General features: G+C 38.8%; 22 protein-coding genes. 6 read left to right on the top strand and 16 right to left on the bottom strand.

Annotated elements, in window-relative coordinates; genetic code table 11:
- The first annotated feature begins 160 nt into the window (after window positions 1-160).
- The 6 genes from L2B55_RS16870 to L2B55_RS16845 all read left to right on the top strand — a co-directional run bounded on the left by L2B55_RS16870 (window position 161) and on the right by L2B55_RS16845 (window position 11,353).
- Complete coding sequence (locus L2B55_RS16870; RefSeq protein ID WP_237847361.1) at window positions 161-1,075, top strand: MerR family transcriptional regulator; 915 nt, start codon at window positions 161-163, stop codon at window positions 1,073-1,075.
- A 161-nt stretch (window positions 1,076-1,236) separates the two neighbouring features.
- On the top strand, window positions 1,237-4,023 hold the full coding sequence (locus L2B55_RS16865; protein WP_237847360.1) for a 2-oxoglutarate dehydrogenase E1 component: 2,787 nt from the start codon (window positions 1,237-1,239) through the stop codon (window positions 4,021-4,023).
- 100 nt (window positions 4,024-4,123) lie between these two features.
- Window positions 4,124-5,338 (top strand): 2-oxoglutarate dehydrogenase complex dihydrolipoyllysine-residue succinyltransferase, encoded by a 1,215-nt coding sequence (odhB, locus tag L2B55_RS16860; protein ID WP_237847359.1) that lies wholly within the window; start codon window positions 4,124-4,126, stop codon window positions 5,336-5,338.
- Window positions 5,339-5,591: 253 nt separating this feature from the next.
- A complete protein-coding gene (locus L2B55_RS16855) occupies window positions 5,592-6,674 on the top strand; it encodes an efflux RND transporter periplasmic adaptor subunit (protein WP_237847358.1) in 1,083 nt (360 codons plus the stop codon).
- A gap of 24 nt (window positions 6,675-6,698) precedes the next feature.
- Window positions 6,699-9,905 carry an efflux RND transporter permease subunit gene (locus tag L2B55_RS16850; RefSeq protein WP_237847357.1) on the top strand — a complete coding sequence of 1,069 codons (3,207 nt, stop codon included), beginning with the start codon at window positions 6,699-6,701 and terminating at the stop codon, window positions 9,903-9,905.
- Between the two features lie 14 nt (window positions 9,906-9,919).
- Window positions 9,920-11,353, top strand: a complete 1,434-nt coding sequence (locus tag L2B55_RS16845) for a TolC family protein (RefSeq protein ID WP_237847355.1) — start codon at window positions 9,920-9,922, stop codon at window positions 11,351-11,353.
- Between the two features lie 110 nt (window positions 11,354-11,463).
- Here L2B55_RS16845 and L2B55_RS16840 read toward each other — a convergent pair whose 3' ends face one another.
- From L2B55_RS16840 to nuoH, 16 genes are all read right to left on the bottom strand, one after another.
- Complete coding sequence (locus L2B55_RS16840) at window positions 11,464-13,194, bottom strand: enoyl-CoA hydratase-related protein (protein ID WP_237847354.1); 1,731 nt, start codon at window positions 13,192-13,194, stop codon at window positions 11,464-11,466.
- 240 nt (window positions 13,195-13,434) lie between these two features.
- Entirely contained in the window at window positions 13,435-14,754 is a 1,320-nt protein-coding gene (locus L2B55_RS16835) for a sensor histidine kinase (RefSeq protein ID WP_237847353.1), read from the bottom strand.
- Window positions 14,755-14,757: 3 nt separating this feature from the next.
- Window positions 14,758-15,441, bottom strand: coding sequence for a response regulator transcription factor (locus L2B55_RS16830; protein ID WP_237847352.1), 684 nt, complete (start codon window positions 15,439-15,441; stop codon window positions 14,758-14,760).
- A 2-nt stretch (window positions 15,442-15,443) separates the two neighbouring features.
- Window positions 15,444-16,256 carry a hypothetical protein gene (locus tag L2B55_RS16825; protein ID WP_237847351.1) on the bottom strand — a complete coding sequence of 271 codons (813 nt, stop codon included), beginning with the start codon at window positions 16,254-16,256 and terminating at the stop codon, window positions 15,444-15,446.
- A gap of 13 nt (window positions 16,257-16,269) precedes the next feature.
- Complete coding sequence (locus tag L2B55_RS16820; RefSeq protein ID WP_237847350.1) at window positions 16,270-16,599, bottom strand: hypothetical protein; 330 nt, start codon at window positions 16,597-16,599, stop codon at window positions 16,270-16,272.
- Between the two features lie 117 nt (window positions 16,600-16,716).
- Window positions 16,717-17,517: a DUF4382 domain-containing protein gene (locus tag L2B55_RS16815; RefSeq protein WP_237847349.1), complete on the bottom strand. Its 801-nt coding sequence runs from the start codon at window positions 17,515-17,517 to the stop codon at window positions 16,717-16,719.
- A 243-nt stretch (window positions 17,518-17,760) separates the two neighbouring features.
- Entirely contained in the window at window positions 17,761-18,120 is a 360-nt protein-coding gene (locus tag L2B55_RS16810) for a DUF6933 domain-containing protein (RefSeq protein WP_237847347.1), read from the bottom strand.
- Between the two features lie 102 nt (window positions 18,121-18,222).
- Window positions 18,223-18,975: a TlpA family protein disulfide reductase gene (locus tag L2B55_RS16805; RefSeq protein ID WP_237847346.1), complete on the bottom strand. Its 753-nt coding sequence runs from the start codon at window positions 18,973-18,975 to the stop codon at window positions 18,223-18,225.
- A gap of 123 nt (window positions 18,976-19,098) precedes the next feature.
- Entirely contained in the window at window positions 19,099-19,392 is a 294-nt protein-coding gene (locus L2B55_RS16800; protein ID WP_237847345.1) for a heavy metal-binding domain-containing protein, read from the bottom strand.
- A 66-nt stretch (window positions 19,393-19,458) separates the two neighbouring features.
- The gene (locus L2B55_RS16795; RefSeq protein ID WP_237847344.1) at window positions 19,459-20,880 is read right to left on the bottom strand and encodes an NADH-quinone oxidoreductase subunit N; all 1,422 of its coding nucleotides are present in this window, start codon (window positions 20,878-20,880) and stop codon (window positions 19,459-19,461) included.
- 6 nt (window positions 20,881-20,886) lie between these two features.
- Complete coding sequence (locus L2B55_RS16790) at window positions 20,887-22,425, bottom strand: complex I subunit 4 family protein (protein ID WP_237847343.1); 1,539 nt, start codon at window positions 22,423-22,425, stop codon at window positions 20,887-20,889.
- Window positions 22,422-24,296: an NADH-quinone oxidoreductase subunit L gene (gene nuoL, locus L2B55_RS16785; protein WP_237847342.1), complete on the bottom strand. Its 1,875-nt coding sequence runs from the start codon at window positions 24,294-24,296 to the stop codon at window positions 22,422-22,424. Before nuoL ends, L2B55_RS16790 begins: the two co-directional genes overlap by 4 nt.
- A 66-nt stretch (window positions 24,297-24,362) precedes the next feature.
- Window positions 24,363-24,668 (bottom strand): NADH-quinone oxidoreductase subunit NuoK, encoded by a 306-nt coding sequence (gene nuoK / locus L2B55_RS16780; RefSeq protein WP_237847341.1) that lies wholly within the window; start codon window positions 24,666-24,668, stop codon window positions 24,363-24,365.
- Window positions 24,665-25,192, bottom strand: coding sequence for an NADH-quinone oxidoreductase subunit J (nuoJ, locus tag L2B55_RS16775; RefSeq protein ID WP_237847340.1), 528 nt, complete (start codon window positions 25,190-25,192; stop codon window positions 24,665-24,667). Before nuoJ ends, nuoK begins: the two co-directional genes overlap by 4 nt.
- A 2-nt stretch (window positions 25,193-25,194) precedes the next feature.
- Window positions 25,195-25,710, bottom strand: coding sequence for an NADH-quinone oxidoreductase subunit NuoI (gene nuoI, locus L2B55_RS16770; protein WP_237847339.1), 516 nt, complete (start codon window positions 25,708-25,710; stop codon window positions 25,195-25,197).
- A 1-nt stretch (window position 25,711) separates the two neighbouring features.
- Window positions 25,712-26,662, bottom strand: coding sequence for an NADH-quinone oxidoreductase subunit NuoH (gene nuoH / locus L2B55_RS16765; protein WP_237847338.1), 951 nt, complete (start codon window positions 26,660-26,662; stop codon window positions 25,712-25,714).
- Window positions 26,663-26,678: the final 16 nt, after the last annotated feature.

The following is a 26,678-nucleotide window of genomic DNA, read 5'->3' as shown; positions in this document are numbered from 1 at the left end:
AAAAAAACGAGTGGAGGTTATAATTGGATGAAAAATTGCTGAGCGTTAGAGAAATGACTTTATTGTAACCTAAATTTTAATTATTCGTAAAGCGGTACAATGCATATCACAAAACAACTTTGGAAAAACAATTGTTAAACTTGCAGAAAATTTAGGAAAAGTGAAAAAGTTCTCGATTAGTGACATAGAATGTTTGACCGGTATTAAAGCACATACCATTCGTATTTGGGAACAGCGCTACAATTTAATTACACCTAAAAGAACATGCACCAATATCAGGTATTATGATGATAATGACCTGAAAAAATTTCTGAACATCTCTTTGCTACTCGATTCAGGTATGCGAATTTCCGAAGTGGCTAAGATGTCGGAAAAAGAGATCTGTTTATACATCGAAAAACTATCAGAATGTGAAATTAACGGATGTTCCTGTACAATTGGAGCCTTCTGCAATTCAATGTTAACACTTGATGAGACTTCCTTTGAACAAACTTTTCAATCGAGTATTGATGCTTTGGGCCTTGAACGTACAATTTTGGAGGTGATTTATCCTTTCCTTCATAAGATAGGTATCATGTGGCAAGCAGGTACCATTAACCCTGCTCATGAACATTTTATTACCCATCTTATTAAGCAAAAGCTTCTAACGGCAATTAATAGCCTTCCGACTCCCGATCCCGAGCATTCAAAAAAATATATGTTGTTTTTGCCCCAAGGTGAAACACACGAGATCGGCCTTATATTCACTAATTACCTGATTAAAGCCCGGGGGCATCATGTGTTGTACTTAGGTGCTAACTTGCCTTTTGAGGATTTATTGCAAGTTGCTACCTATTACGATCCAGATTATGCGGTTACTTTCCTGATTTCAGATACCGATTTTGGAGATGTGAACATCATTCTAAAGAAAATCCTTGATAACTTACCCAGATGGCCTCTTCTGGCTTCAGGCAACCTGACTGTTAGTGGTCATATTGAGCCACAAGATCGTTTAACAGTAATAAAAACAGTTGCTGAAATGATTGACTTCGTCGATACAAATGCCGAGGTTCAACGCCTGTATTTTACCTGTTAAAAACTGATTATTGACAATATGTTCGCTCTGACTGTGCAGATAGAGCTGGTGAGGTGAATTACTGCTATAAATCAATACAAAATTGCCTTTTTCTTTTCAATATACACCTAAGTTAACTACTTTTGCTACCCGACAGATTTTTTGGAAAATAAGTAAGTAGAATGGATAACCTCACGTATCTTACCAACGCGCACTCTTCGTATATCGAATCGCTTTATCAACAATACAAGAACGATCCAGCTTCAGTAGATTTTAGCTGGCAGAAGTTTTTTGAAGGCTTTGAATTGGGTAAATCTGATGGCGGAGCCGAAGTGCCTGTTTCTAACGAGCACTTTGATAAAGAAATGAAGGTGTTAAACATGATTAATGGCTACCGTCAGCGTGGTCACTTATTCACAAAAACCAATCCTGTTCGCGAGCGGATGAAATTCTTTCCAGGCAAAGAACTGGAAACATTTGGGCTTAGCGATGCTGACCTGGATACAGTGTTTAACGCAGGTGCTGAAGTTGGTTTAGGTCCAACTACATTAAAAAATATTCGTCAATTGCTGGAAGAAACCTATTGCGAGTCGATAGGGGCTGAATACAAATACATCCGTAACCCTGAGAAAATGAAGTGGTTTGAGGAGCGTATGGAGAAAAGCCGCAATAAACAGCAATTTTCTGTTGATGAGAAAAAACGCATTCTTCATAAGCTGAATCAAGCTGTAGTTTTTGAGAACTTTTTGCATACCAAATTCTTAGGGCAAAAACGTTTCTCTTTAGAAGGAGCTGAAGCTGTAATTCCAGCTTTGGATTCAGTAATTGAGAAGGGTGCAGATTTAGGTATTCAAGAGTTTGTTATTGGTATGGCTCACCGCGGTCGTTTGAATGTGTTGGCCAATGTCATGAACAAAACCTATAAAAATATTTTTACTGAGTTTGAAGGTAAGAACTATGATGAAAGCGCTCCGTTTGGTGGTGATGTAAAATACCATATGGGCTTTTCTACCGATGTTCAAACTGCAGGAGGTAAAGATGTTCACTTGAGTCTTTGCCCTAACCCTTCACACTTAGAAACTGTTGATGCAGTTGTTACCGGTATTGCCCGTGCAAAAATTGACCAGAAATACAGTAACGACTACACTAAACTGGCACCGATCTTAATCCACGGTGATGCTTCTGTTGCTGGTCAAGGTATTGTATATGAGGTTTTGCAAATGGCAAAATTAGATGCCTACAAAACAGGAGGAACCATCCACTTGGTAATTAACAACCAGGTAGGATTTACCACTAATTACCGTGATGCCCGTTCAAGTACTTACTGTACTGATATTGCAAAAGTTACGCTATCTCCGGTATTCCACGTAAATGGAGATGATGTTGAGGCTGTTGTTTATGCCATCAACTTAGCGATGGAGTACCGTCAGAAATTCCATAATGATGTGTTCATCGATATTCTTTGCTACCGTCGTTACGGTCATAACGAAGGAGATGAACCTCGTTTCACGCAGCCTACCTTATACAAGGCAATTGAAAAACATCCTAACCCTCGCGAAATCTATAACGAGAAATTGATGAAGCAGGGTGAAGTTGATGCAACTCTGGCCAAAGAAATGGATAAGAGCTTCCGTAAAATGTTGCAGGAGCGATTGGATGAGGTGAAACAAGAATCCCCAGTATTTAACAAGCCTGATTTACAAGGCCCTTGGAAAGGAATGCGCTTTGCAACCCCTGAGGATTTCGTAAAATCTGTTGATACCGGAGTTGCTGAAAAGACCTTAATTGACTTGGGTAATAAAATTACGGCCCTTCCTAAAGATAAGAAGTTCATCAACAAGATAGAGAAGTTGTTTGCGGAGCGTAAGAAAATGGTCAACGAAACCAAGTCTCTTGATTGGGCAATGGGTGAGCTTTTAGCTTATGCATCATTAGTAAATGAAGGTTTCCGTGTTCGTTTTACCGGAGAAGATGTTGAACGTGGTACATTCTCCCATCGTCATGCAATTGTTAAGGTTGAGGAGTCGGATGAAGAGTATAATCCAATTCAAGCAACTGTGGCTACCGAAAATGCCCCATTCGATATTTATAACTCTCACCTTTCTGAATATGGTGTTTTAGGTTTTGAATATGGTTATGCCATGGCTTCACCTAACACTTTAACTATTTGGGAAGCTCAGTTTGGCGATTTCGTAAATGGAGCACAAATTGTTATTGACCAATACATTGCTGCTGCCGAGACTAAATGGCAACGTAGCAACGGTTTAGTAATGTTGTTGCCGCATGGTTTTGAAGGACAAGGACCTGAGCACTCATCTGCACGTATTGAGCGTATGATGGAACTTTGTGCAGAATACAACATGTATGTAGCTAATCTGACTACTCCGGCACAGATCTTCCACGCAATGCGTCGTCAGCTTAAAAATGAATTCCGTAAACCGTTAACAGTATTCTCTCCTAAGAGCTTGTTGCGTCATCCTGCGTGTGTAAGCCCACTTGCCGACTTCACTAAAGGTGGATTTAAGGAGATAATTGATGACAACTTCGTAAAAGCTAAGGATGTTAAGCGCGTGTTGTTCTGTTCAGGTAAAATTTATTACGAGTTGCTTGATCAACAGCAAAAAGATAAACGTAAAGATGTTGCAATTGTTCGTTTAGAACAGATTTATCCGTTCCCTTATGAGCAATACAATGAGATCAAATCAAAATATAGTAACGCTGAAGAATTGATCTGGGTACAGGAAGAACCTGAAAACATGGGAGCTTGGCCTTGGTTGGTGCGCCACCTTCGTCGCGAACCATTGGATGTAATTTGTCGTTTAGAATCAAGCTCACCTGCAACCGGTTATTCTAAACTACATGTTGCACAACAACTCAACATTATTGCCAATGCTTTTGCCAGTAAAGTAAAGTCCTCGGTAAAAGAAGGTGTTAAAAAAGAAACCGAAAAGGCAATCAAAGTAGACTAATAAAAATAGAATCAGGAGAAAGAAGTAAGATTCCATCGATCGAACTTCTTTCTTCTTATATCAAGCTAATACAAATCGATTATTACAGATAACCAATATCATGGCCATAGAAATGAAAGTGCCCGCCGTGGGCGAATCAATAACCGAAGTAACCTTATCTCGCTGGATTAAAAATGATGGCGAGTATGTTGAAATGGATGAAGTGATTGCCGAGTTAGAATCAGACAAGGCAACTTTTGAATTAACTGCAGAAAAGGCTGGTGTTTTAAAAACATTAGCTGCTGAAGGCGATACTATTCCTGTTGGCGCTGTAATTTGTGCAATTGAAGAAGGAGCAGCTGCTCCTTCTGCAGCTCCGGCAAAAGAAGAAAAAGCTGTTGCCGCTTCAGCTCCAGCCGCTGTTGCTGCTGCAACCAACAGTTATGCTGCCGGACATCCTTCGCCTGCTGCTGCTAAAATTTTGGCAGAAAAAGGTATCGATCCAAATGATATAAACGGAACCGGTAAAGATGGTCGCGTAACAAAAGAAGATGCTGAAAAGGCTCAGAAGGCTGCTACAACTACTGCTCCGGCTAAGGCTGCAGCTGTTGCTGCCCCTGCAGTTCCAGCAGGCCCTCGTGCTGAAAAACGTGAAAAAATGTCGAATCTTCGTAAAACGGTTGCAAAACGCTTAGTAGCTGTTAAGAACGAAACTGCGATGTTAACTACTTTTAATGAAGTGGATATGTCGCCAATTATGGAGATTCGTGCTAAATACAAAGATAAATTCAAAGAAAAACATGGTGTTGGTTTAGGCTTTATGTCATTCTTTACCAAAGCTGTGTGCGAAGCATTAAAAGAATTCCCTGCTGTTAATGCCCGTATTGACGGTGAGGAAATTGTGTACAGCCAGTTTGTTGACTGTTCAATTGCGGTCTCAGCACCTAAAGGATTGGTAGTTCCGGTAATCCGTAACGCCGATTCAATGACTTTGGCTGAGATTGAAAAAGAAGTTATTGCCCTTGCGACTAAAGCTCGTGATAATAAACTTTCAATTGAAGAAATGACCGGTGGAACTTTCACCATTACTAACGGTGGTGTGTTCGGTTCAATGATGTCAACCCCGATTATTAATGCGCCGCAATCGGCAATTTTGGGTATGCACAATATCGTTGAGCGTCCGGTTGCTGTAAATGGTCAGGTGGTTATTCGCCCAATGATGTACGTAGCCCTTTCTTATGATCACCGCATTATTGATGGTCGTGAATCTGTAGGCTTCTTGGTACGCGTAAAACAATTATTAGAAGATCCTACTCGTTTGTTATTGAGCGTGTAGTTTGCTGATAAAACTATTAAAAAGGCCTTTCTGTAGTAATCAGAAAGGCCTTTTTTGTTATCTTAAGCTAATCAAAACGTTAGTAATACAGCCCCGTCATCATTTTATTTTCCTTCATAACTTCATAAAAAATTCATAAAACTGCTTTTGCTTTGTTCCCTAAATAAAGCAATTCGATTGATTTGTTTTCATACAGATCAACTTTCCCTGTGTTTAATTGAAAATTTAATAATCAGATTTAAGAACCATTATAATGAAAAGAATTGTAATGCTTGCAGGTTTTTGTGCCTTGCTGTACAATACAAGTTGTAAACAAGCTAAAGAAGAGAAAGAAGAAAAAAATAAGTATGCTGTTACAAGTCCAGTGATAATAGATACTTCATTCACAAAGGAATACGTTTCGCAAATCCGCTCAGTTCGTAATATCGAGATTAGAGCACAGGAAAAAGGTTATTTACAAAATATATATGTTGATGAGGGTCAATCGGTAAAGGCTGGTCAATTATTATTTAGGATTATGCCTAAAATTTATGAGGCAGAATTGTTGAAAGCCCAGGCAGAAGCAAAAGCTTCGGAAATTGAGTACGAAAACACCAAATCTTTGGCCGATAAAAATATAGTCTCAAAAAATGAATTGGCAATGGCCAAAGCCAATCTGGATAAGGCAAAGGCTGAAGTTGCGCTTGCAAGTGTGCATCTTTCATTTACTGAAATCAGGGCTCCGTTTGATGGTACTATTGACCGTATTCCGTTAAAACTGGGGAGTTTAATTGATGAAGGCGAATTGCTGACCAGTCTTTCAGATAACAGTCAGGTGTTTTCTTATTTTAATGTTTCTGAGCCGGAGTATTTAAACTACCAAAGCAGCACTAATAAAGGGCAGAAACAAAAAGTTAGCTTAGTTTTGGCCAATAATGAAGTGCTGAAAACCAAAGGCGAAGTAGAGACCATTGAAAGTGAGTTCGATAACGAAACTGGAAACATTGCGTTTAGGGCACGATTCTCTAACCCGAATCAGTTGTTGAGAAATGGTGAAACTGGAAAAGTGCAAATGGTTGTGCCGATCAAAAATGCACTTGTCATTCCTCAAAAAGCTACTTACGAGCTACAGGATAAAATCTTTGTATTTGTTGTGGATAAGAATAACGTAGTAAAATCGAGAGAAATTACTGTGACTTCACACCTTCCTGATATCTATATTGTTAGCAACGGCTTAAATGCGTCGGATAAAATCTTACTTGAAGGAGTGCAAAAAGTTAAAGACGACGATAAAATCGCCTACGACTTTCAAGATCCTAAAGACGTCATAAGTCAGTTAAAGCTAAAAACGGAATAGTCTTTACCCTCCAAACTTAATTTTATGTTTAATAAATTTATACAAAGGCCCGTCCTTTCTATAGTAATATCACTCATCATAGTGTTTTTGGGCGTACTGGCAATTACTCATTTGCCGGTAACTCAGTTTCCGTCCATTTCTCCGCCTAAGGTAAATATCACTGCAGAGTACCCGGGTGCTAACAATGAGCTCTTAATTAAATCAGTAGTAATACCTTTAGAAAGAGCCTTGAATGGTGTGCCTGGCATGAAGTATATTGCTTCGGATGCAGGAAACGACGGGGAAGCCACCATTCAGGTGATCTTCAATCTTGGTACTGATCCTAATCAGGCCTCGCTAAACGTGCAAAATCGTGTAGCAGCCGTAACCAATAAGCTTCCGCCGTTGGTAATTCGTGAAGGTATCAAGATTAGTCGCGAAGAATCCAATATGTTGATGTACATCAACCTTTACAGCAAAGACCCTAAAATGAATGAAAACTTCCTTTACAACTTTGCGGACATTAATGTCCTGTCGGAGTTGAAAAGGGTAAACGGAGTTGGCTTTGCTGATATTTTGGGTAACAGGGAATACGCTATGCGAATTTGGCTAAAACCTGATCGCATGCTGGCTTATAAAATCTCTGCTGAAGAGGTGATGAATGCTTTGAACGAACAGAGTATTGAAGCCTCGCCGGGCAAAACCGGAGAGAGTTCGGGTAAGCGTTCTCAAGCCTTTGAATATGTATTAAAATATCCGGGTAGATATACCTCTAAAGAAGGGTATGGAAATATAGTATTGCGCTCAAGTTCTAATGGCGAAATACTAAGGTTAAAGGATGTTGCCGAGATAGAATTTGGCAGCTCAATGTATGACCTGTACTCAACGCTTAATGGAAAAGGTTCTGCAGCTATCGTTTTAAAACAGGCTTATGGAAGTAATGCAACTCAGGTTATTGAGGACGTCAAAGAGAAAATGAAGGAACTCAAATCGAAAGATTTTCCTAAAGGTTTGGATTATGAGATCAGTTACGACGTTTCAAAGTTCCTGGATGCTTCTATCGAAAAAGTAGTGCATACCTTGGTTGAGGCCTTTATCCTGGTAGGTATTGTGGTCTTCATTTTCCTGGGCGACTGGCGATCTACCATTATTCCGGCCATTGCCGTTCCGGTTTCTCTTGTAGGAACATTTGCTTTCATGCAATTCTTTGGCATCACGCTTAACTTAATAACACTGTTTGCATTGGTTTTGGCCATTGGGGTCGTGGTGGATGATGCCATTGTGGTGATTGAAGCCGTGCACGCCAATATGGAAAAATATCACCTCTCCGTATTGAAGGCCACCCAACGGGCTATGCGTGAAATCAGCGGAGCAATTATAGCTATTACCTTCTTAATGGCGGCTGTATTTATTCCTGTGGCTTTCATGTCAGGTCCTGTAGGTATTTTCTATCGCCAGTTTTCCATCACTATGGCTACATCGATTATCCTTTCAGGATTAGTAGCGCTTACTTTAACTCCTGCACTTTGTGCGATAATGTTAAAGAATAACCATGGAAAACCTAAAAAGAAAACACTTGTAGATAGATTTTTAGATGGCTTTAATCGTTTGTTTGAGAAGTTATCCATTAATTATGAGATCGTATTAAATAAGGTTGTAAGCAGACGCATTGTAACTTTTGGAGTTTTAGTGGCGTTTTGTGTTGGTATCGTCATCTTAAATGACAATGTGCCTTCAGGCTTTATTCCTAACGAAGATCAGGGAATGGTTTATGCCATTATTCAAACGCCTCCGGGGTCCTCTTTGGAAAGAACAAATCAAATCTCGGAAAAGCTGCAGAAACTTGCTGAAGGCATTGATGGTGTACAATCGGTTTCTTCACTGGCCGGTTATGAGATTTTGACAGAAGGTACCGGTGCCAACTCGGGTACGTGTTTGATCAATTTAAAGGATTGGAGTGAACGCAAAGAATCTTCGCAGGAGATCATTGAAGAACTTGAGGAAAAATCAAAAGATATTGCCGGTGCCAGTATTGAGTTTTTCCAACCGCCGGCAGTACCCGGCTATGGAGCAGCAGGTGGTTTTGAGTTGCGCTTATTGGATAAAGCCGGAAGTGGCGACTACAAAAAAATGGAAACCGTAAGTAGGGATTTTGTCAATGAGCTAAGTAAACGTCCTGAATTGTCATCTGTATTTACGTTCTATAGCGCAAGTTTCCCTCAGTACATGCTACGCATTGACAATGATATTGCTCAGCAGAAAGGAATAACTATTGAAAATGCCATGAACACCCTTTCGACGCTCATTGGTAGTAACTACGAAACCAGTTTTATCAAATTCGGACGTCAGTATAAGGTGATGGTGCAGGCCCTGCCTCAATATCGTGCTTTGCCTGAAGATGTATTAAAGCTTTATGTGAAAAATGATAAAGGTGAAATGGTTCCGTTTTCAGCATTTATGAAGATGGAGAAAGTTTATGGCTTATCTGAAATTACACGTCATAACATGTATAATGCTTCTGAAATCAGTGGATCGGCTGCGCCAGGGTATAGTAGTGGTGAGGCTATTAAAGCTGTAAATGAAGTTGCTGCTAAAACATTGCCAAGAGGTTTCGGTATTGACTGGGCAGGTATTTCTAAAGATGAAGTATCAAGAGGAAACGAGGCCATCTATATATTCCTTATTTGTTTGGGCTTTGTTTACCTCATTTTGGCGGCGCAGTACGAAAGTTTCATCTTACCATTGTCGGTTATTCTTTCCTTACCTGCAGGGATTTTTGGAGCCTTCTTATTCCTGAAATTATTTGGGCTGGAGAATAATATTTACGCTCAGGTAGCAATGGTTATGCTAATTGGTTTGTTAGGCAAGAACGCTGTGTTGATTGTTGAATTTGCAGTACAGAAGCACAGTGAAGGAGTTTCGGTATTTCGAGCTGCAATGGAAGGGGCTAAGGTTAGGTTCCGTCCGATTTTAATGACCTCATTTGCTTTTATCGCTGGATTAATTCCATTGGTGGTGGCCACCGGTCCCGGGGCAATTGGAAACCGTACCATCGGATCTGCTGCGGCAGGAGGTATGTTGTTCGGTACCGTGTTCGGGGTTGTTGTGATACCTGGTTTGTATTACATCTTTGGTAAGATTGCTGAAAGACATAAACTGATCAGAATTGAAGACGAACAGCCATTAACTGAAGAGCTTGAAAACAAATTAGTTGATAGTCATATGGCTGAAATTGAAGATGTATTAAACTGAAGAAACAGAAGGTAATGCTTAAGAAAAAAATATATTGGGGGCTGGGGTTGGCTGGTATTTGCGTCGGATTGGCGAGCTGCAAAGTGCCCTCAATAACTCAAAAGGTAGAAAATAAACAAGTTCCATCAAGTTATGGAAGCTCAACCGACACGCTGAATACGGGGAAGGTTCAATGGAAAGCGTTTTTTGCTGACCAAAACCTTAATAGTTTGATCGACTCAGCGCTAAAGCGTAATCAGGAGTTGCAAATCACGCTGCAAGAACTGGAAATTGCCAAAAGTGAAGTCAGAATACGCCAGGGGCTAATATTGCCTACAGTTGGCGTTAGAGCAGGTGTTGGTCTGGAAAAAGTAGGAAGATATACCAGTCAGGGGGCAGGTGATGCCTCAACTGAAATTACACCGGGACGAGAAGTTCCGGATCCACTAGCTGATTACTTAGTAGGTGTTTATGGTAACTGGGAGGTTGATATTTGGCACAAGTTGCACAATGCAAAGAAAGCAGCTGTTAGCCGTTACCTTTCAAGTGTTGAAGGTAAAAATTTTGTAGTGACCAGCCTGGTTGCTGAAATTGCAAATTCCTATTACGAATTGCTGGCCTTAGATAGCCAATTAGCTATTATTAAACAAAACATTGACTTGCAAAGCAAAGCCTTGGAGATTGTTAAGATTCAAAAGGAGGCAAGCAAGGTTACTGAGTTGGCTGTTCGTAAGTTTTCTGCCGAACTTTCAAGTACACAAAGTTTGCAATTTGAGGTTCAGCAAAAGATTACTGAAACGGAGAATAGAATTAATTTTTTGTTAGGCCGATATCCTCAGCCAATTGTAAGAGCTTCAACCAGTATTACTGATCTTACTCCGGCTAAAGTCTATGCAGGCATTCCATCACAGTTATTATCTAACAGACCGGATGTTAAGCAGGCTGAGTTGGCACTGGCGGCAGCAAAATTGGATGTAAAGGTAGCCCGTGCAGAGTTTTATCCATCACTGGGAATTTCTGCTTCATTGGGTATGCAGGCATTCGATCCTCATTATTTGGTTAAGTTTCCTGAATCGATGCTTTATTCATTGGCTGGAGAGTTAGTTTCTCCACTCATCAATAGAAATGGGTTAAAAGCTGAATATTCAATTGCAAATGCAAAGCAAATACAAGCGGTTTATAATTATGAGCGCACAATTTTAAATGCTTATGTTGAAGTTGCTAATCAATTGTCCAATATAAGCAACTCGCAAAATAGTTATGAATTGAGGTTAAAGCAGGTAGATGAGCTGACCAAATCAATTGATATTTCTAATGATCTTTTCCGCTCTGCAAGAGCTGACTATCTGGAAGTATTGACGACTCAACGTGATGCCCTGGAAGCTAAATTGGAATTGGTGGAAACCAAGAAAAAGCAAATGAATGCAGTGGTAAATATTTACCAGGCTTTAGGTGGCGGATGGAATTGAGTTAAAACAAAATTGTAAACTGTGTTTCAATTATAATTTTTAGATTAAACAACCTTCTCTAAAGCCAAGAGAAGGTTGTTTTTTTATTAAAGGCCTTGCTTCCACAGACTTTAATAAACTTCTACTTTTTGCGATGCATATTTCTTTAAAATCTGTTCAGGAATTTGCTCCATACACGAAACTTTATGCACAAAATGATAGCGGGCAAAATGATAAGCCATGTTTTCACCGTAAAAGTTCTCCTCCATTTTCTCTAATTCTTCGCTTCTGTATGCAGCTAAAGGTTTATAATTTTCATCATTTTCCCGTTGCCTTTGTTTATCTCTGAGCGTTTGAACATAGTTTATTCCGAAAGCAATCTTTTCAGCTTCAACTTTGACCGTTTTACAGAAATCGCCGGTATAATCACCCCAGTAATCATCTATAAGTCCAATCGATTTTGCCTCATAAGTTGATATAGGTTCACAGTTTTCGGTAAGAGCATGAGCCTTTGCCATGCCCACCCGTTTGGGTAATAAATAAGTCCAATATTCTGAACCGTATAAGCCTCCCATTTTTTTATAATGAGGATTAAGCACCACTCCTTTGCGAGCAAATACTTTATCGGCAGCAAGAGCCATTATTACTCCACCGGCACCGGCATTACCTTGCATAGCTGAAATCACAATTTTTGAAGTCGTATTAATTACTTCTTTTACAAAATCATTAATAGCATTTATGTTTTCCCATGATTCATCTGCAGGGCTCTCCGCATGTTCGATCGTATTCAAGTCAATTCCGTTCGACCAGATATCCTGTCCTCCCATCAACACCAAAACACGTATGTCTTTTTTTAAAGCTTCTTTGTAAACTTCTGTAAGCCGTCGGCATTGTTCGGTGCTCATTGCTCCATTGTAGAAATTAAAATGCAGGTAACCCACTCTATTTTCTTCCTCATACCAAATTTCGCGGAAGGTTTTTTTGTCTTCATTTAAACGATCAAAAGGAGAAAAGTCGGAATGAGGAATTTTTTTAACTACCGATGGATCTAAAGCTAGTGTTGCTTTTACTTTGTAGGAGGCATTCTTGATTTTCAGGTGAGTTAACCAGACCGCTCCATTGTCTGCAGCAATACAAATTGCGCCATTACGCTGAGCTATGATTTCTCCAGGAGTATTGCCTTTTACTATTTCTTCGGTGTGAGCTCCGTATACATAATACTCATTGCCCCCTATGGTAGCTAAAACACCGGGAGTACTGTCGGCGGCTTTAATCTTCCGGACAATACAATTTGCCGCATCGTTCCAGCTAAAGGATCTGTTCTTTTGTTTGATAACCGGATGAAGGGTTCCCTTTATCTCAGCATTAAGATAGTTTAATGGTTCAGGCCGAAAATAAGTTGACTCAAATTTCTTTACCGCCTCTAAAATGCATTCCATTGCAGCTTGAGTAACCTCGTGGCGATAGATATTGCCTTTAGTAATGGTTGCCAGGTCTCGCATTTTGAAAGTTTTATAGGCCCAGATATCGCCGCCATCCATCGTTTCATTTGCTTGAAGTAAGGTCACTCCCCATTCCTTTTCATTGTTCATAATGGCCCAGTCTAGTGAATAAGCTCCCCGATCACCCCTTATGCCCGGATGTACAATCAGGCAGACATAATTTTTCCAAACTTCCGTAGGGATAGCCTTTTTTAGAAATGGGGCAATAATCAGGTCGGGTTGAAAGCTTTCTACAGCCTCAATAAACACTTGTTCATCGTTTATTTGATGCACCTCAATTAAATGTCCTGCTTGTGTAAGTTCTACATACGCGCGTTGACTAAGGCCGTTAAAGGCACTAACAGCAAATACAATTTTCATAGTGTGAGATAGGGTGTTTGACTTAACTGAAAAGATAATAATACTTTATAAACTTTAAATTAAGTTAATTTTAGTGATGGTTAATATAGTATTTTTAAATAAAAGTAATTATGTCAATGAAAAATCATTGTCCACCATGATAGTGTTCGATTTTATTAATTCAGTTGTGAAAGCGAATGGAGCGTTTCGCTTTAAGTAGTTTATGCAGCCACTAGCTTGGTAAAGTTCAGTTGGAGGATGCTAGCTTATTGCTGGAGGAAATACTAATTTAAAAGTTGTGCCGATGTTTATTTCTGAGTTTACTGTCAGTTTCAAATCATGATAGGTTACTATGCTTTTTACAATTGCCAAGCCCAAACCATAACTTTCATTATGGGTATTTTTCCCTTTTTTAAAACGGTTGAAAATTGAATCAAGCTCTTCTGTGGCAATTCCCACACCTGTGTCGCTTACAGTGATGAAATACCGGCCATTGTCTAAGCCGTCATTTATCATAATTCTGCCATTAGGCTTGTTATATCTTATTGCATTGTTAATCAGGTTGTAGAACAGCTGATATAGCAGCGTATGATTGATGTTTCTTAGTGTGGTGTTTTGTGAAAGATTAACAGAAAGCTGGATACCCTTTTCTTCCATCCGGTGACTTAAATCTTCAGTTACTTCATTAATTAATGTATTAGAACTTGCTGTTTCAGCTTTTGCGAATTGTTCGTTTTCAATACGAGAAATCAACAACAAAGAATGAACAATTTTCTTTAAACGATTAAGAGTTCTCATCATTTCAGAAAATTTCGATTGCATATGCTCATTCACCGGACTGTCGAGCATCAGGTTTTCAATTTTGGTTTGAAGAATACTAATTGGGGTCATCAATTCATGAGAAGCATTGGCCGTAAACTCACGTTCTTTCTCAAAAGTTTCATGAATCTGATCCATCAACCTGATAAACGATTCATCAAGTAGTTTAAAATCGGTTGTTGAAGTCCTTACAGAAGGAATTACTTCTTTAAACGGAAATTTTCGATTCAGTAATTTGGATTTAATAATTAACCCTAGGGGACGTAATAAATAGCGGGTGAAAATTAAATCGATCAATAGGGTAAGTATCACCAATGCTGATAAAACGTATAGAGCAATTCGCTGTAATGGGGTATTGTACTGATTGATAGTGGCCGTTGTTTTGCCAATCTCAAGAATGTAATTATGCTTGTTGTAGGTAAAGGTATGGCTAAGTACCCTATAGGTAAGGGTGTCCCTTTCAATTATCCGTTCAGAGGTTTCAATGGTATCAATTTTTTTGTAATGGGTGATGGGTTCCAGTGATATATACTCTTCTTTCAGCATGGTGTAGCTACCATAGCTGTTATCTCCCTGCAAATAATAATCAATACCATTTTGCTCAATAACCTTAAGTACTTTTCTCTGTTGTTCGCGCAGGTATTGGTTAGTGTATTGAAACGCAATTTTTCCTATCAGTGTTGGCAAAAGCGCCACAAAAAGAGCCACAATGACCAATTTTGATAGTGTAATAAACAGAGTAAGTTTGGTTAAGAGTTTCAATGTTTATTCCTGTTTGTATTTGATTTTGTAACCAACTCCTCTGATGGTTTCCAGCCATTCAGTAGGTGCAAAGGCTCCTAATTTTTTGCGGATGTTTTTTATTGTCGCATCTATGTAATTGGAGTCATAATCATCATCGGCAAAATTGCCCCAAATATGCTCACTTAGTTGCATACGGGTAAGCGGACGATTTTTGTGCAGCAATAAATAACTTAAAAGATCAAATTCCTTACGGGAAAGTTCAATTTCATCAATCCCAAACAATACTAATCTTTTTTTCAAATCGATTTTAAACTCTCCTAAAGGAGTCAGCTGATCAGATACGCCGAACTTTCGACGAGATATAGCATGTATTCTTGATTGAAGTTCGAGCAGCGAAAAAGGTTTAGGTAAATAATCATCCGCTCCCAGATCAAGCCCTTTAATCCGGTCTTCTATATTGCCTCTTGCAGTTAAAATGATGTAAGCTGCTTCAGTATTGTACTTTTTAGCCTCCTGCAATAGGGTTAACCCATCAATATCAGGCAGTCCTAAATCAAGCAAAATAAAATCATATTCATTTACACCGATTTTTTCAAGCGCCTGTTTGCCGTTTTCAGCCAAGTCACATAAAAAAAAGGCTTTCTTTAGAAAAGATTCCATTTCAGTTGCTAAGGAGCGTTCATCTTCAACAATTAAAATTTTCATAACTAAAACTGATAATAAAAGCTTAGGTTGAAAAATGACCTTGTTGCGCCCGCCGGAAGTTCAGTGGTTTTGCCCAAAACGGAGAATTGATAAGCGATTTCGGCCAGATAACTGGACCGGCTATAGGCCAGGGGAAGTTTAAAATTGGTGGTTAACAAACCAAATTTAGACGAAATAACTGAAGTTTCTACAATTCCACCGTTGCCGGGAATCGTAGGTTTTCCCTTAAGAGGGTTTTTTCTAGTGGCATAGTATTGAGTAAAGCGTTGGGTGCCTCCAATGAATTCAATTGCGGGCTCAAGTGTTAAGAAATCGCTTTCATCAATTAAATGACCCAGCTCGATAGGCTTTGAATTATTCAGGGTAATAAACCAGTCTTGTTCTTGCCCAAAAGCATAGTCAACCGATAAACCTGTTGTAAGCCAATGAGTATAAGTTAACGCAGCGCTGGCCGTATTGGGGTTGGAGGCCTGTAATAATGGTGCATTTTCAGGTATAAAAGCCCGGCTAATGCTTATAGTTGAAGCAAGTTTTTCAGCGAGTTTAAAGTCATAGCCAACATCCACATTGAAAACCATTCCTGAACCAGTGGTAAACAGGTTGTAAGCACTCGAGGATACATACAAGCCGAAAGGAAATTTTACTGTAGCATTAGTAAGAGCCATTGGCATTTTCTCGGAAGTGGTTTGGCCATAATAACTTACATTGCTATTATAAATTGCAGCCAAGGTAAGCGTGGTTTTACTGCTGTCAGCCTGGGCAAAGCATTGTAAAGTTGTAAAAAGGCAAAGTAAAAGCGTGTAAAAATAATTCATAGCGCTTATCTAACTATCTCGGTATACGGATATTTAGCTTAATAGGTTTAGGTTTTACAACTTTTATCGGTTTTATTTTTATTGGTTTGTTGACAGCAATGGGTTTTGCTTGTCTGCGTGATTTAGGAACTTCTTTTATTTCATCTATTATCTCGTCATCTTTTCCATTGCCTTTTTTACGGTCAACGTTTTTTATTGAGTCAATAGAAACAGCGTGCACAACAGGCCAGTTAGCATAAACTATTCCTTTGTCTTTGTTTTCAGTAGTTGCCGCAAAACTTGTTGATGCAACGAAGAAGAAAAGAAACACAAAAAACTGGCTATATGGATTGAATTTGAACATTAACGCAAACTTAAGAAGTTTAAAATTAAACTACCAAGTGAATTAGAATGAAGTATATATCATAAATGGCTCTGCCCGGTTAAAGGCAGAACCAATTTATTGACCACGTTTTTTAGTTTATTTCTTTTTTACAGTAATGGCACCTAACGCGGTAGTTTTTCCTGCTTCAATAACAACATTATTTTTTAATGTGGTATCTCTGTAAGTTTCATCCTGAACATCAAGGGTTACTTTGTAGCTACCTGCTTTTAAGCCTCCGATAGAGAAAAATCCATTTGTTGCGTCAGAAATAGTTCCTACTGTTTCATTAGCGGCATTAATTACATATACTTTTGACTGAGCAGCAACCGGATCAACAGTTCCTGTTAAAATACCTGAAGTTGCTACTGCTATACCTCTTACCACAGGTTTTAATATGAATCCTTCATTTCCTGTTTTAACAATTGATTGTGAAGCATCAAAGTCAAGAACTAAAGAATAAGCAATACCAGGAGATAATGAAGGCTCTTCAGTTAATTTTACTTTCCATCCTGATGAGGAACCACTAGGGATTTTTAAATCGTAAACCTGACCATCAACTTTAATGGTGTTGCCGGTTTCATTTAAAACCAAACGCACCTCTTTGATTTTGCCCGAAGGAACTTCTTCCTCAGCAACTAAAATATCCGGAGTAGCGGCGCCTGCTTTAAAATCCAAAATGTTGAAGTGTTTATCAGCTTCTAAAACGTAGGGCTCATTTTTTTCATCGTTTACTTTAACAACGATTTCTTTGACACTTAGGTTGATTTCTTCGTAATTACCTGGAGCATCTGTCATGCGTACTTGAAGACGGGTAGATGCTGATTCAGTTTTTGAACAAGATGAAAAACCAATTGCCGCAGCAGCTAGTAGTGTTAAGATTCTTAAGTTTTTGTTCATGGTTATTCTATTTAATTGTTTATTTCTTCAAATCTGCGGCACGAAAATGAAATGAAGATGAAAAAGGCGGATAAATAAAAAAAACTATGAAAATGATACCCCATTCTTTCAAAGATGGATTGGTTTGATGGGGAAAGTGTCAAGATGATTCCAAGAGAGAAGGAGAGACTTATTTCGAGTATCGCGTTTCGGCGCTTGCAGATGGCACGATGAAAAACACCTGCATCAAAGTCCGTCTTGATGTTATTCTTGGTTTTTTATTTCATTTCGCATCCGATCAATCGAAAAGCCATAATTTATTGCTTTCATTGGAGTCGAATTAAGTAGATTGCCAATCATATTTGGGTTTGCGTTTTTAATTCCACCGTCATCGGCTACCATGAATTTTAAGTTATATACGTAATCATTCATTGATCCAATTACTCTTTTGTCATTGTCGGTGTTACTTAACACGATTTTGTCGTAAAGTTTTCTTATCTCTATTTCTTGATGGTCATCTATTAACTGATCAAATTTGAGTTGATTGATAAATCCGTCAGTGAACAAAGCATTAAAATCGGCTAAGTGTGAGCAGAAAATTTGAACCATAGGTCTTAAAAACATACGTACTCGAGTATAAATGCATCGAATCCCTTATCAAGGTACTCTGAACTTGATAGGAGATCTTTAAATAGCCTAGAAAGGTAATTTTTTAACACATTTTGACTACTGTTCTTTTGTTAATTCTTCAATGATTTTTACGAAATAATTATTGTCCTCATATTTTTTAATGCCATTTTGTGGATCATAGGCTTTATAAGGAAAATTTCTTTGTATATATCTGATATACCCATCTTTATCAATAAATATATTATAAGGCATAGAACGAATCTTTAAAGTTTTCCTATAATTATCTGCATGTTTTAGTATATGATAATTATAGGGACATTTTTCTAAAAATGTAATCAACTGCTCATCCGTGTTGGGCTTCTCTGTAAGAGCTAAAAAAAACATTTTATCGCTATATTTCTCTTTTAATCCATTTAATTCCGGTATTTCAGCAATACATGGAGAACAAAGTATTCCCCAAAAATTGAGGAGCGCTGGCTTACCTATAAGTTGAGAAGAAGAAAATTCATTGCCTTGCAGATCTGTTAATTTGAATTCAGGCAGCTTTTTCCCAAGTAATAGAAATACCGAATCCTGCTTAAATGAAAATTTAAAATTCATATCAGCTCCGGCTTCACCTCTTTGAGCCCTAAACTCTAAATAATTTATAACTGAGTCCTTCTTAATTATTTTGTGATAAATTGTCGGAACGACTGTAAAACCTGAAGGCAAACTTTTCACGATTGTTTCAAAACCTGATCGCACACTCTTTTCAGTAACTATGGAATCATTGTTAAACGTGTAATAATTTGTCTGCCCATAAGTTAACTGTACAAGCATTAGTAAGAGTGGTAATAGAAGTTTTTTCATTTTAGGTGTGTTGTCAGGTGTGTTTTTAGATATCAGCTAATTAGTTAGATGTTAAAGGGGGTAAAAGCAAACAGCCCTGAGCTGATGATTTAGGATGGCCATCCGCTCAGGACTGTCAGATTTTTATGATTTAGCCTTGTCTTTCGGCTTTTCCATTTTTACTAAATCCATGTTGCATTTTGAACACTTACCAGGTTTCTTAGCAACCTGGCCGTCGCACATTTTGCAATAATACATTCCTTCTTGAACCAGTGTGGCTCCGTCGGTACATTTTCCGGCCTTGTTATAAACATAACCGCAACTTGGACAGATATAAACAAGGCTTGGTTTCTTTTTTACAGTTTGAGTAGGAGTGTTTTGGGCAAATGCCACACTACTGGTAAACAGCATAAATGCCGCAATGAGAATACTTTTCATGGTGGTTAGTTTTTGTGAAGTGCTAAGATAGGTAAATACCTTCTTTTAACCAGTAAAAGATTTGATTTACTGCAAAATAGACTGTATGAATTCGACCAGTTGAGTGGGGTAAATGCCAAGGTAAATCAAACTTATAGCTAGTAAGAACAAAACGAAGGTATTAAGGATGGGAGAAGATGTTTTTTGCGGCATTGCTTCCGATTGCTCGGAAAACATGGCCACTATAATCTTTAAATAATAAAACAATCCAATAGCGCTTGCTAGTATAAGTGTGAACATTAACAACCATTGATGGGTGCTTATGCCAGCTTTAAGCAAATAAAATTTGCCGATAAAACCAGCCGTAAGCGGGATGCCAGCTAGTGAAAGCATCGAAATGGTCATAATGGTAGCTAATACTGGCTGATTTACAAATAAGCCTTTCAGGTCATCAAGTTTGTCGGCCTCATTTTCTTTAGAAGCTAACAAGGTAATGACGCCGAAGGATGCAATTAGTGCAATAAAATAAATGGAGGTATAAAGAGTTGCAGTTTCAACACCGTTTCCATGTTTCTTCATGCTTAATAGTGCCATAATAAGATAACCCATATTGGCTATAGAAGAGTATGCTAATATGCGTTTTACATTATTTTGTTTAAGAGCCAGAATATTGCCTACCAGTGCAGATGCTATCGCAATGACTGATAAAATGATAGAAACAGTTTCCAGCTCAGTTAACCGGTATAAACCAAAAAAACGAAGAGCGATGATCAACATGCCGCCTTTGGAAATTGTTGCAATAAAAGCAGTAATAGGAGTTGACGCTCCTTGATAAACATCTGCAGCCCAAAGGTGAAATGGAACTAATGAAAGTTTAAAGCCAATACCAACCAAAAAAAAGGCAAGGGCAATTATAATAAAAGGTGAGGTAATTGCTTGCTGTCTCATTGCTGTGGCAATGGTCGCAAAAGCCATTGTTCCGGTTTCAGAATAAATGAGCGCCATTCCAAACAATAAGAAAGAAGAGGAAAAAGCTGCCATGATCAAATATTTCATTCCTGCTTCAATAGCTGTTTTACGCTCTCTTTGGTAAGCAATTAGCGTGTAAAGTCCGACGCTTAAAATTTCCAAACCTAAAAATAAACTTATAAAATGAGTGCTTACACAAAGTACCTGAGCTCCGAGTGTACTAAGCAATAATAAAACATAATATGTTCCGGGATTTACTTCTCGAATTTTAAAATAGGGGTAAGAGAGTATTGTAAGAAGACCTCCTGCTGTTAAAATCAAGCCCATAAACAGTTTGCCAAAGCCATCAAAAGTAAATAGTAAGGATTGGTAATATGGCTGAGTGTTGAACAAGGAGCCTATTCCCATCATGTAAACGAATAAGCATCCGCCGGTCATAAACAAATGTCCGGGTTTAATTACCAATAGTAACATGAGCATAACTGCTCCCGTAGCTGTGATAATTAAAGGTGTTAAGTTGCTCAATTCAGTTGTAAGCATAGTTTATTAGTTTTTTCGTTCAGGCATTGCAGCTCTTGGTTCTGTTTTACTATTTATTGGTATTATTTCTTTTTTTGAAAGTGATTTAGCAATACTGTTATTAAGCATTGTTATAACAGGCTGAGGATATAGTCCAATAAAAATAATGGCAACCGTTAGTAAAGTCATTATCAGTTTTTCACGCCAAGTAAAATCTTGCAAGTTATGCGTAGAAGGATCCAAAGGGCCAAAAAATACTTTTTGCATTAACCTAACTGCATAAATAGCTGATAAAATTAATCCTATACTGGACAGGATGGTAATTAATGGATGATTCTGAAATGTTCCTAGCAGAATCAAAAACTCTGCAATAAAATTACCCAGTGCCGGTAGGCCACAAGCGGCCATTGCAAACAATAATGCGCTGGAACCCATTTGGGGAGCCAATGCCCATAGCCCTCCCATGTGATTCATATCACGGGTATGCAAGCGCTCCTTTAGCTGCCCCGCCAAAATGAACAAAGCAGCAGTGCTAATGCCATGTGTGATTATTTGAAGGACAACTCCCTGCATGGCAAGCTGGTTAAAGGAAAAAATGCCAATAATGATAAACCCCATATGACTTACACTGGTATAGGCCACCATTCGCTTTAAATCGGTTTGGCCGAAAGCTTGTAAAGCGCCATAAAGAATAGAGATAACTCCCAATATCATTCCCCAGCTGCTTATTTGTACTGAGGCTGCAGGAAATAATGTTATAACAAATCGGATTAAACCATAAGCGCCGGTTTTAAGCATAAGTCCGGCTAGAATTACACTGCCTGCTGTAGGAGCTTCAGCGTGTGCATCGGGCAGCCAGGTATGAAACGGAAACATTGGTAGCTTTACTGTAAAGGCAATGAAAAAGCCCAGGGCGATATAAATGGCATAGGGGGAGACTACGGCACTGTTTACTAAATGTTGATAATCAAAAGTGTATAGGCCTGTTTGGCCTCCATTGACAAAATAAAGAGAAAGGATGGCCATTAACATCAACAAGCCACTTGCTTGGGTGTAGAGAAAAAACTTATAGGAAGAGTAAATCCTCTTTTCGCTGCCCCATATGCTTATGAGAAAATACATGGGAATAAGCATCATCTCCCAAAAAAAATAAAACAGAAACAAGTCAAGGGCTAGAAAAACACCCATTATTCCGGCAAGGACCCATTGCAGATTAAAGTAAAAGAAGTTCTGTTTTATGGAAATTTCATTCCAGGAGCAAATTACGGCCATCAATCCTAAAACAGACGTTAGAAGCAACATGATGAGATTAAGGCCATCAAGCCCAAAATGAAACTGAACACCAAGGGAGGGGATCCATGAAGAGACGAACTCAATTAACCAGTTTGAAGAAGCACTTGTCGGTTCTATCGGATAATAATCAATCCAAAGGCTAACACATATCAATAAAGTTATTAATGTTGAAAGCAAGGCTATCCATTTGGCCAGTGAAGGTGTAAAATATCCAATCAGCCAAGCAAGCATGCCTCCCAAAAGTAAAACGCCGATAAGCCAGCAAAGTATCATAATACAAGTTGAAGTGTTAAAAGCATTATTACTCCGGCAATAATACCCATCATATACCACCTTATTGACCCTGTTTGCGAGCTGGCTAACTGATAGCTAAGCCAGCTGCTGAATTTTACGACAGCATTGTTGAATGCATCTATAATGTCATTTTTGTTTATTCTTGCCAAAAAGTTATAAGGTTGCTGAAATACGAGAGAATATAGTTTATCAAACTCCCACCCATTTAAAAAGAATCGAAACAACATGTTCTGCTCCCGTTTGGTAATGTCAATTGTATCAGTGCTATAGAGTTTCCAGCCTAAGAAAATGCCCAGTAAACAAACCGTTGCAGCAATTAATTGAAATAATGATTCATTGGGCTCAATTTTTAACTGTGTTGCCGGAAGCGTTTTATTGAGTAAATCAGAAAATAAAGTGAAATGCCCAAAATTATGTGGGAGTTCAATAAAACCACCGACAATTGAAAGAACAGCCAGTATAATCAAGGGCAGAAGCATCCCTTTGCCAGGTTGGTAGCTTATCTCAGTCTTAGAGGGGCCGTAAAAGGTTAACAGCACCATCCGTGTTGTGTAAAGAGCGGTAATAAACGAGCCTGTTAAAGCTGCAATCCATAAGATGTTTGATCCATTTTTTGCCGTAAGTGAATACCATAAAATGGCATCTTTGCTATAAAAACCTGCACTTATTAATGGTAAGGCAGCCAATGCTGCAGCCCCAATTATATAAGTTTTAAAAACGAGAGGAAGTTTGTCTTTTAATCCACCCATTTTAAACATGTTATGCTCATGATGTTGAGCTTCAATAATTACTCCTGCACCTAAAAACAACAAGGCTTTAAAAAATGCATGAATCATAAAATGAAAGATTGCTGCTACCCAAGCTCCCACTCCTAAGGCTAAAAATATATAACCAAGTTGACTGATGGTTGAATAAGCTAAAACGCGTTTTATGTCCTGCTGGGCCATTGCAGAAGTGCCGGCAATCAGCAAAGTTGCAGCCCCTGTAATGGCAACTATGTTCATTGCAAATGGGGAAAACTCAAAAATGTTATGCATGCGAGCAATAAGATAAACCCCTGCTGTTACCATTGTTGCCGCATGAATAAGTGCGCTAACCGGTGAAGGGCCTGCCATGGCATCGGGCAGCCATGTTTGCAAAGGTAACTGCGCTGATTTGCCAACAGCCCCGCCCAGCAATAATAATGCGGCACAAGTAGCAATACCTGTTTGATGATCCCAATGTTGCTGAACGTATTCCTTTATTTCAGGAATGATCAAACTACCTGTTTCATAAAATAGTAAAAACAGGCCGATGGCTAGTGCTGTATCGCCAATACGGGTTATAATGAACGCTTTCTGTGCAGCCGTGCCATTTTTAGGGTTTTCGTACCAAAAGCCAATTAATAGATAGCTGCAAAGGCCAACACCTTCCCATCCTAAATACAATAAAACCAGATTGTCGGCCAGCACCAAAATGAGCATTGAACAAACAAATAGGTTCATGTATGCAAAAAAACGGGCGTAGCTTTTATCATGCTGCATAAACTCTGTTGAATAGAGATGAATAAGAGCTCCCACAAAGGTGATTACAAAGACAAATACCAGGGTCAATGCATCATAATAAAGATTTATTCCGACGCGTAAGTTGTTTGCTTGTAGCCAGTTCCATAAGTGTTGTTGGTAGAAGCCACTTTCCGGTGGAATTCGGATGAAGTTTATAGCAATGTAAAGACCAATCAATGCAGCTGCTGAAACACTTCCTGTACCTATAATGGCAATAGATTTTTTGCTTAACCCTGTGCCGAATAATGCCAGCAGCAGAAAGCCAAGCAATGGTAAAGCAGGTAAAAGCCAAAGTAGATGTTGCATTGTTTGTTATTTAATTCATATTAGGAATATATAGTTTCATAAGCCTTTCAATGAATACATCGAAAATCATTCTTCCCTTAATTGCTCCAATTCATCAACATCTAGTGTTTTATATTGATGGTAAATTTGAACAATAAGCGCAAGTCCAACTGAAACTTCGGCTGCAGCCATTGATAAAATAAAGAGGAACATAACCTGCCCGTCAGCCTGGCCCCACTTAGAACCCGCGGCAACAAATGCGAGTCCTGCTGCATTTAGCATAATTTCTACTGAAATCAACATAAATAATACGTTGCGGCGGATAACCACACCAGTTGCTCCCAGTCCAAATAGCAGCGTAGCCAATACCATGATGTATTCTGTTGAGATCATTGATCTTCCTCCTTTAAAAAGCGATGCCAGTGTTTGCGTTTTTGTTTTCCAATATGCGCTGCTCCAATTACTCCAGACATTAACAGCATGGCCGCCAGTTCAGCACCAATGAGATAGGGGCCATATAGTGATAATGCTACAGTTTTAGGTTCAATCTCCTTAATGGTAATATTCTCATTAGGTTGAATGAATACCAAGTAAATTAGTTCAATCAGTAGTACTGCCGAAAGGAGGGCCGGTAATAACCAGGTTTTGCGACTTAACCATTGAGTTTCCTGTAAATCAGTAGCTTTTCCAAGGTTAAGCATCATTACTATAAAAATGAAGAGTACTACTATGGCCCCGGCATATAAAACTATTTCCAAGGCAGAAACAAAAGGAGCTCCTAGCAGAAAAAATACGACAGCTACAGCCAAAAAAGAAACAATAAGGTAAAGCAATGCATGAACAGGATGCTTACATGTAATTACCAGCATTGTTGAAACAATGGCCACCAAGCCAGCTATGTAAAATAATAGAGTCATAATTATGGTAATAAGCTGTGAATGTCTATCGGAGGATCTTCGTTTTCTCCAGTGCCTTTGTTTTTTACACCGGCGTCAATTCCTGCAACTTTATAGTAATTGTAACCCGGGTATTTCCCCTGACTGTTAATTAATAAATCCTCTTTTTCATATACCAGGTTTTGGCGGACATATTCAGCCATTTCAAAATCTGGAATAAGTTGTATGGCATAAGTAGGACAAGCTTCTTCGCAAAAACCGCAAAAGATGCACCGTGAAAAATTAATGCGGAAAAACTCCGGGTAACGCCTTCCGTTGTCATCTTCAGTTGCTTGCAGGGCAATGCAGTCAACAGGGCATGCGGCAGCACATAAATAACAGCCTACACAGCGCTCGTCTCCATCCGGGTCCCGAGTGAGGACAATTCGTCCTCTGTATCGAGGGTGGAGCTGTACTTTTTCCTCGGGATACTGAATTGTTTCCTTCTTATGAAAAAGATGCAAAAACGTCAACCATATACTGCGAATGAGACTAAACATGTTATGAATGATTTAAAAACAAAACAATAGCTCCGGTAACCAGTAAATTCAGTAAGGTTAGGGGCAGCAGAATTTTCCATCCGTATTCCATTAATTGATCATAACGCGGGCGAGGCAGCGATGCTCTAAGCAAAATGAAAAACAATATAAATCCAGCCGTTTTGATCGCAAACCAAGCCAAAGGCGGTAAAAATGAAGGGCCTAGCCATCCCCCGAAAAACAAAACCACTGTTATTGCAGAAATCAGCGTTATTCCTAAGTATTCACCAATGAAAAACATCCCGAATTTCATCCCTGAATACTCTGAATGAAAACCTGCCACCAGTTCACTTTCCGCCTCTGGGATATCAAATGGTAAGCGATGTGTTTCAGCAATGCCGGCAATAAAAAAGATAATGAAACCTATAGGCTGTAAAAGAACAAACCAATAGCTCTGTTGTGCAGAAACAATATCCTTTAAACTAAACGAGCCAGAGAGCATTACTACTCCCATTAATGAAAGTCCCATAAATACCTCATAGGATATCATTTGTGAAGCTCCTCTTAAAGCTCCCAGTAATGAATATTTATTGTTCGATGCCCATCCTCCCAAGACAATGCTGTAAACTCCTAAGGATGACATGCCTAAAAAGAAAAGTACTCCTATGTTTAGATCAATAATTTGAATTTCGGGGGCAAAAGGAATAATGGTAAAACTCATCAATACGCTAATTACCACCACTGCAGGGGCCATAACAAACACTGGTTTATCGGCAAAAGGCGGTATCCAATCCTCCTTAAAAAAGAGTTTTAAGGTATCTGCCAAAATTATAAACAAACCCAATGGTCCTGCGCGGTTTGGACCTAAACGATCTTGCCAAAGTGCCAGCATTCGCCTTTCAACCCAAATTAATAGGGCTGCCAGGTTTAATAATACCAGTAAAACTCCCAAAATGATAAGCCAATAGTTCATAACATTTCTTTGCGTT

This window comes from Solitalea lacus (assembly GCF_022014595.1).
GTDB lineage: Bacteria > Bacteroidota > Bacteroidia > Sphingobacteriales > Sphingobacteriaceae > Solitalea > Solitalea lacus.
This window is presented reverse-complemented; position numbering and strand designations above follow the sequence as displayed.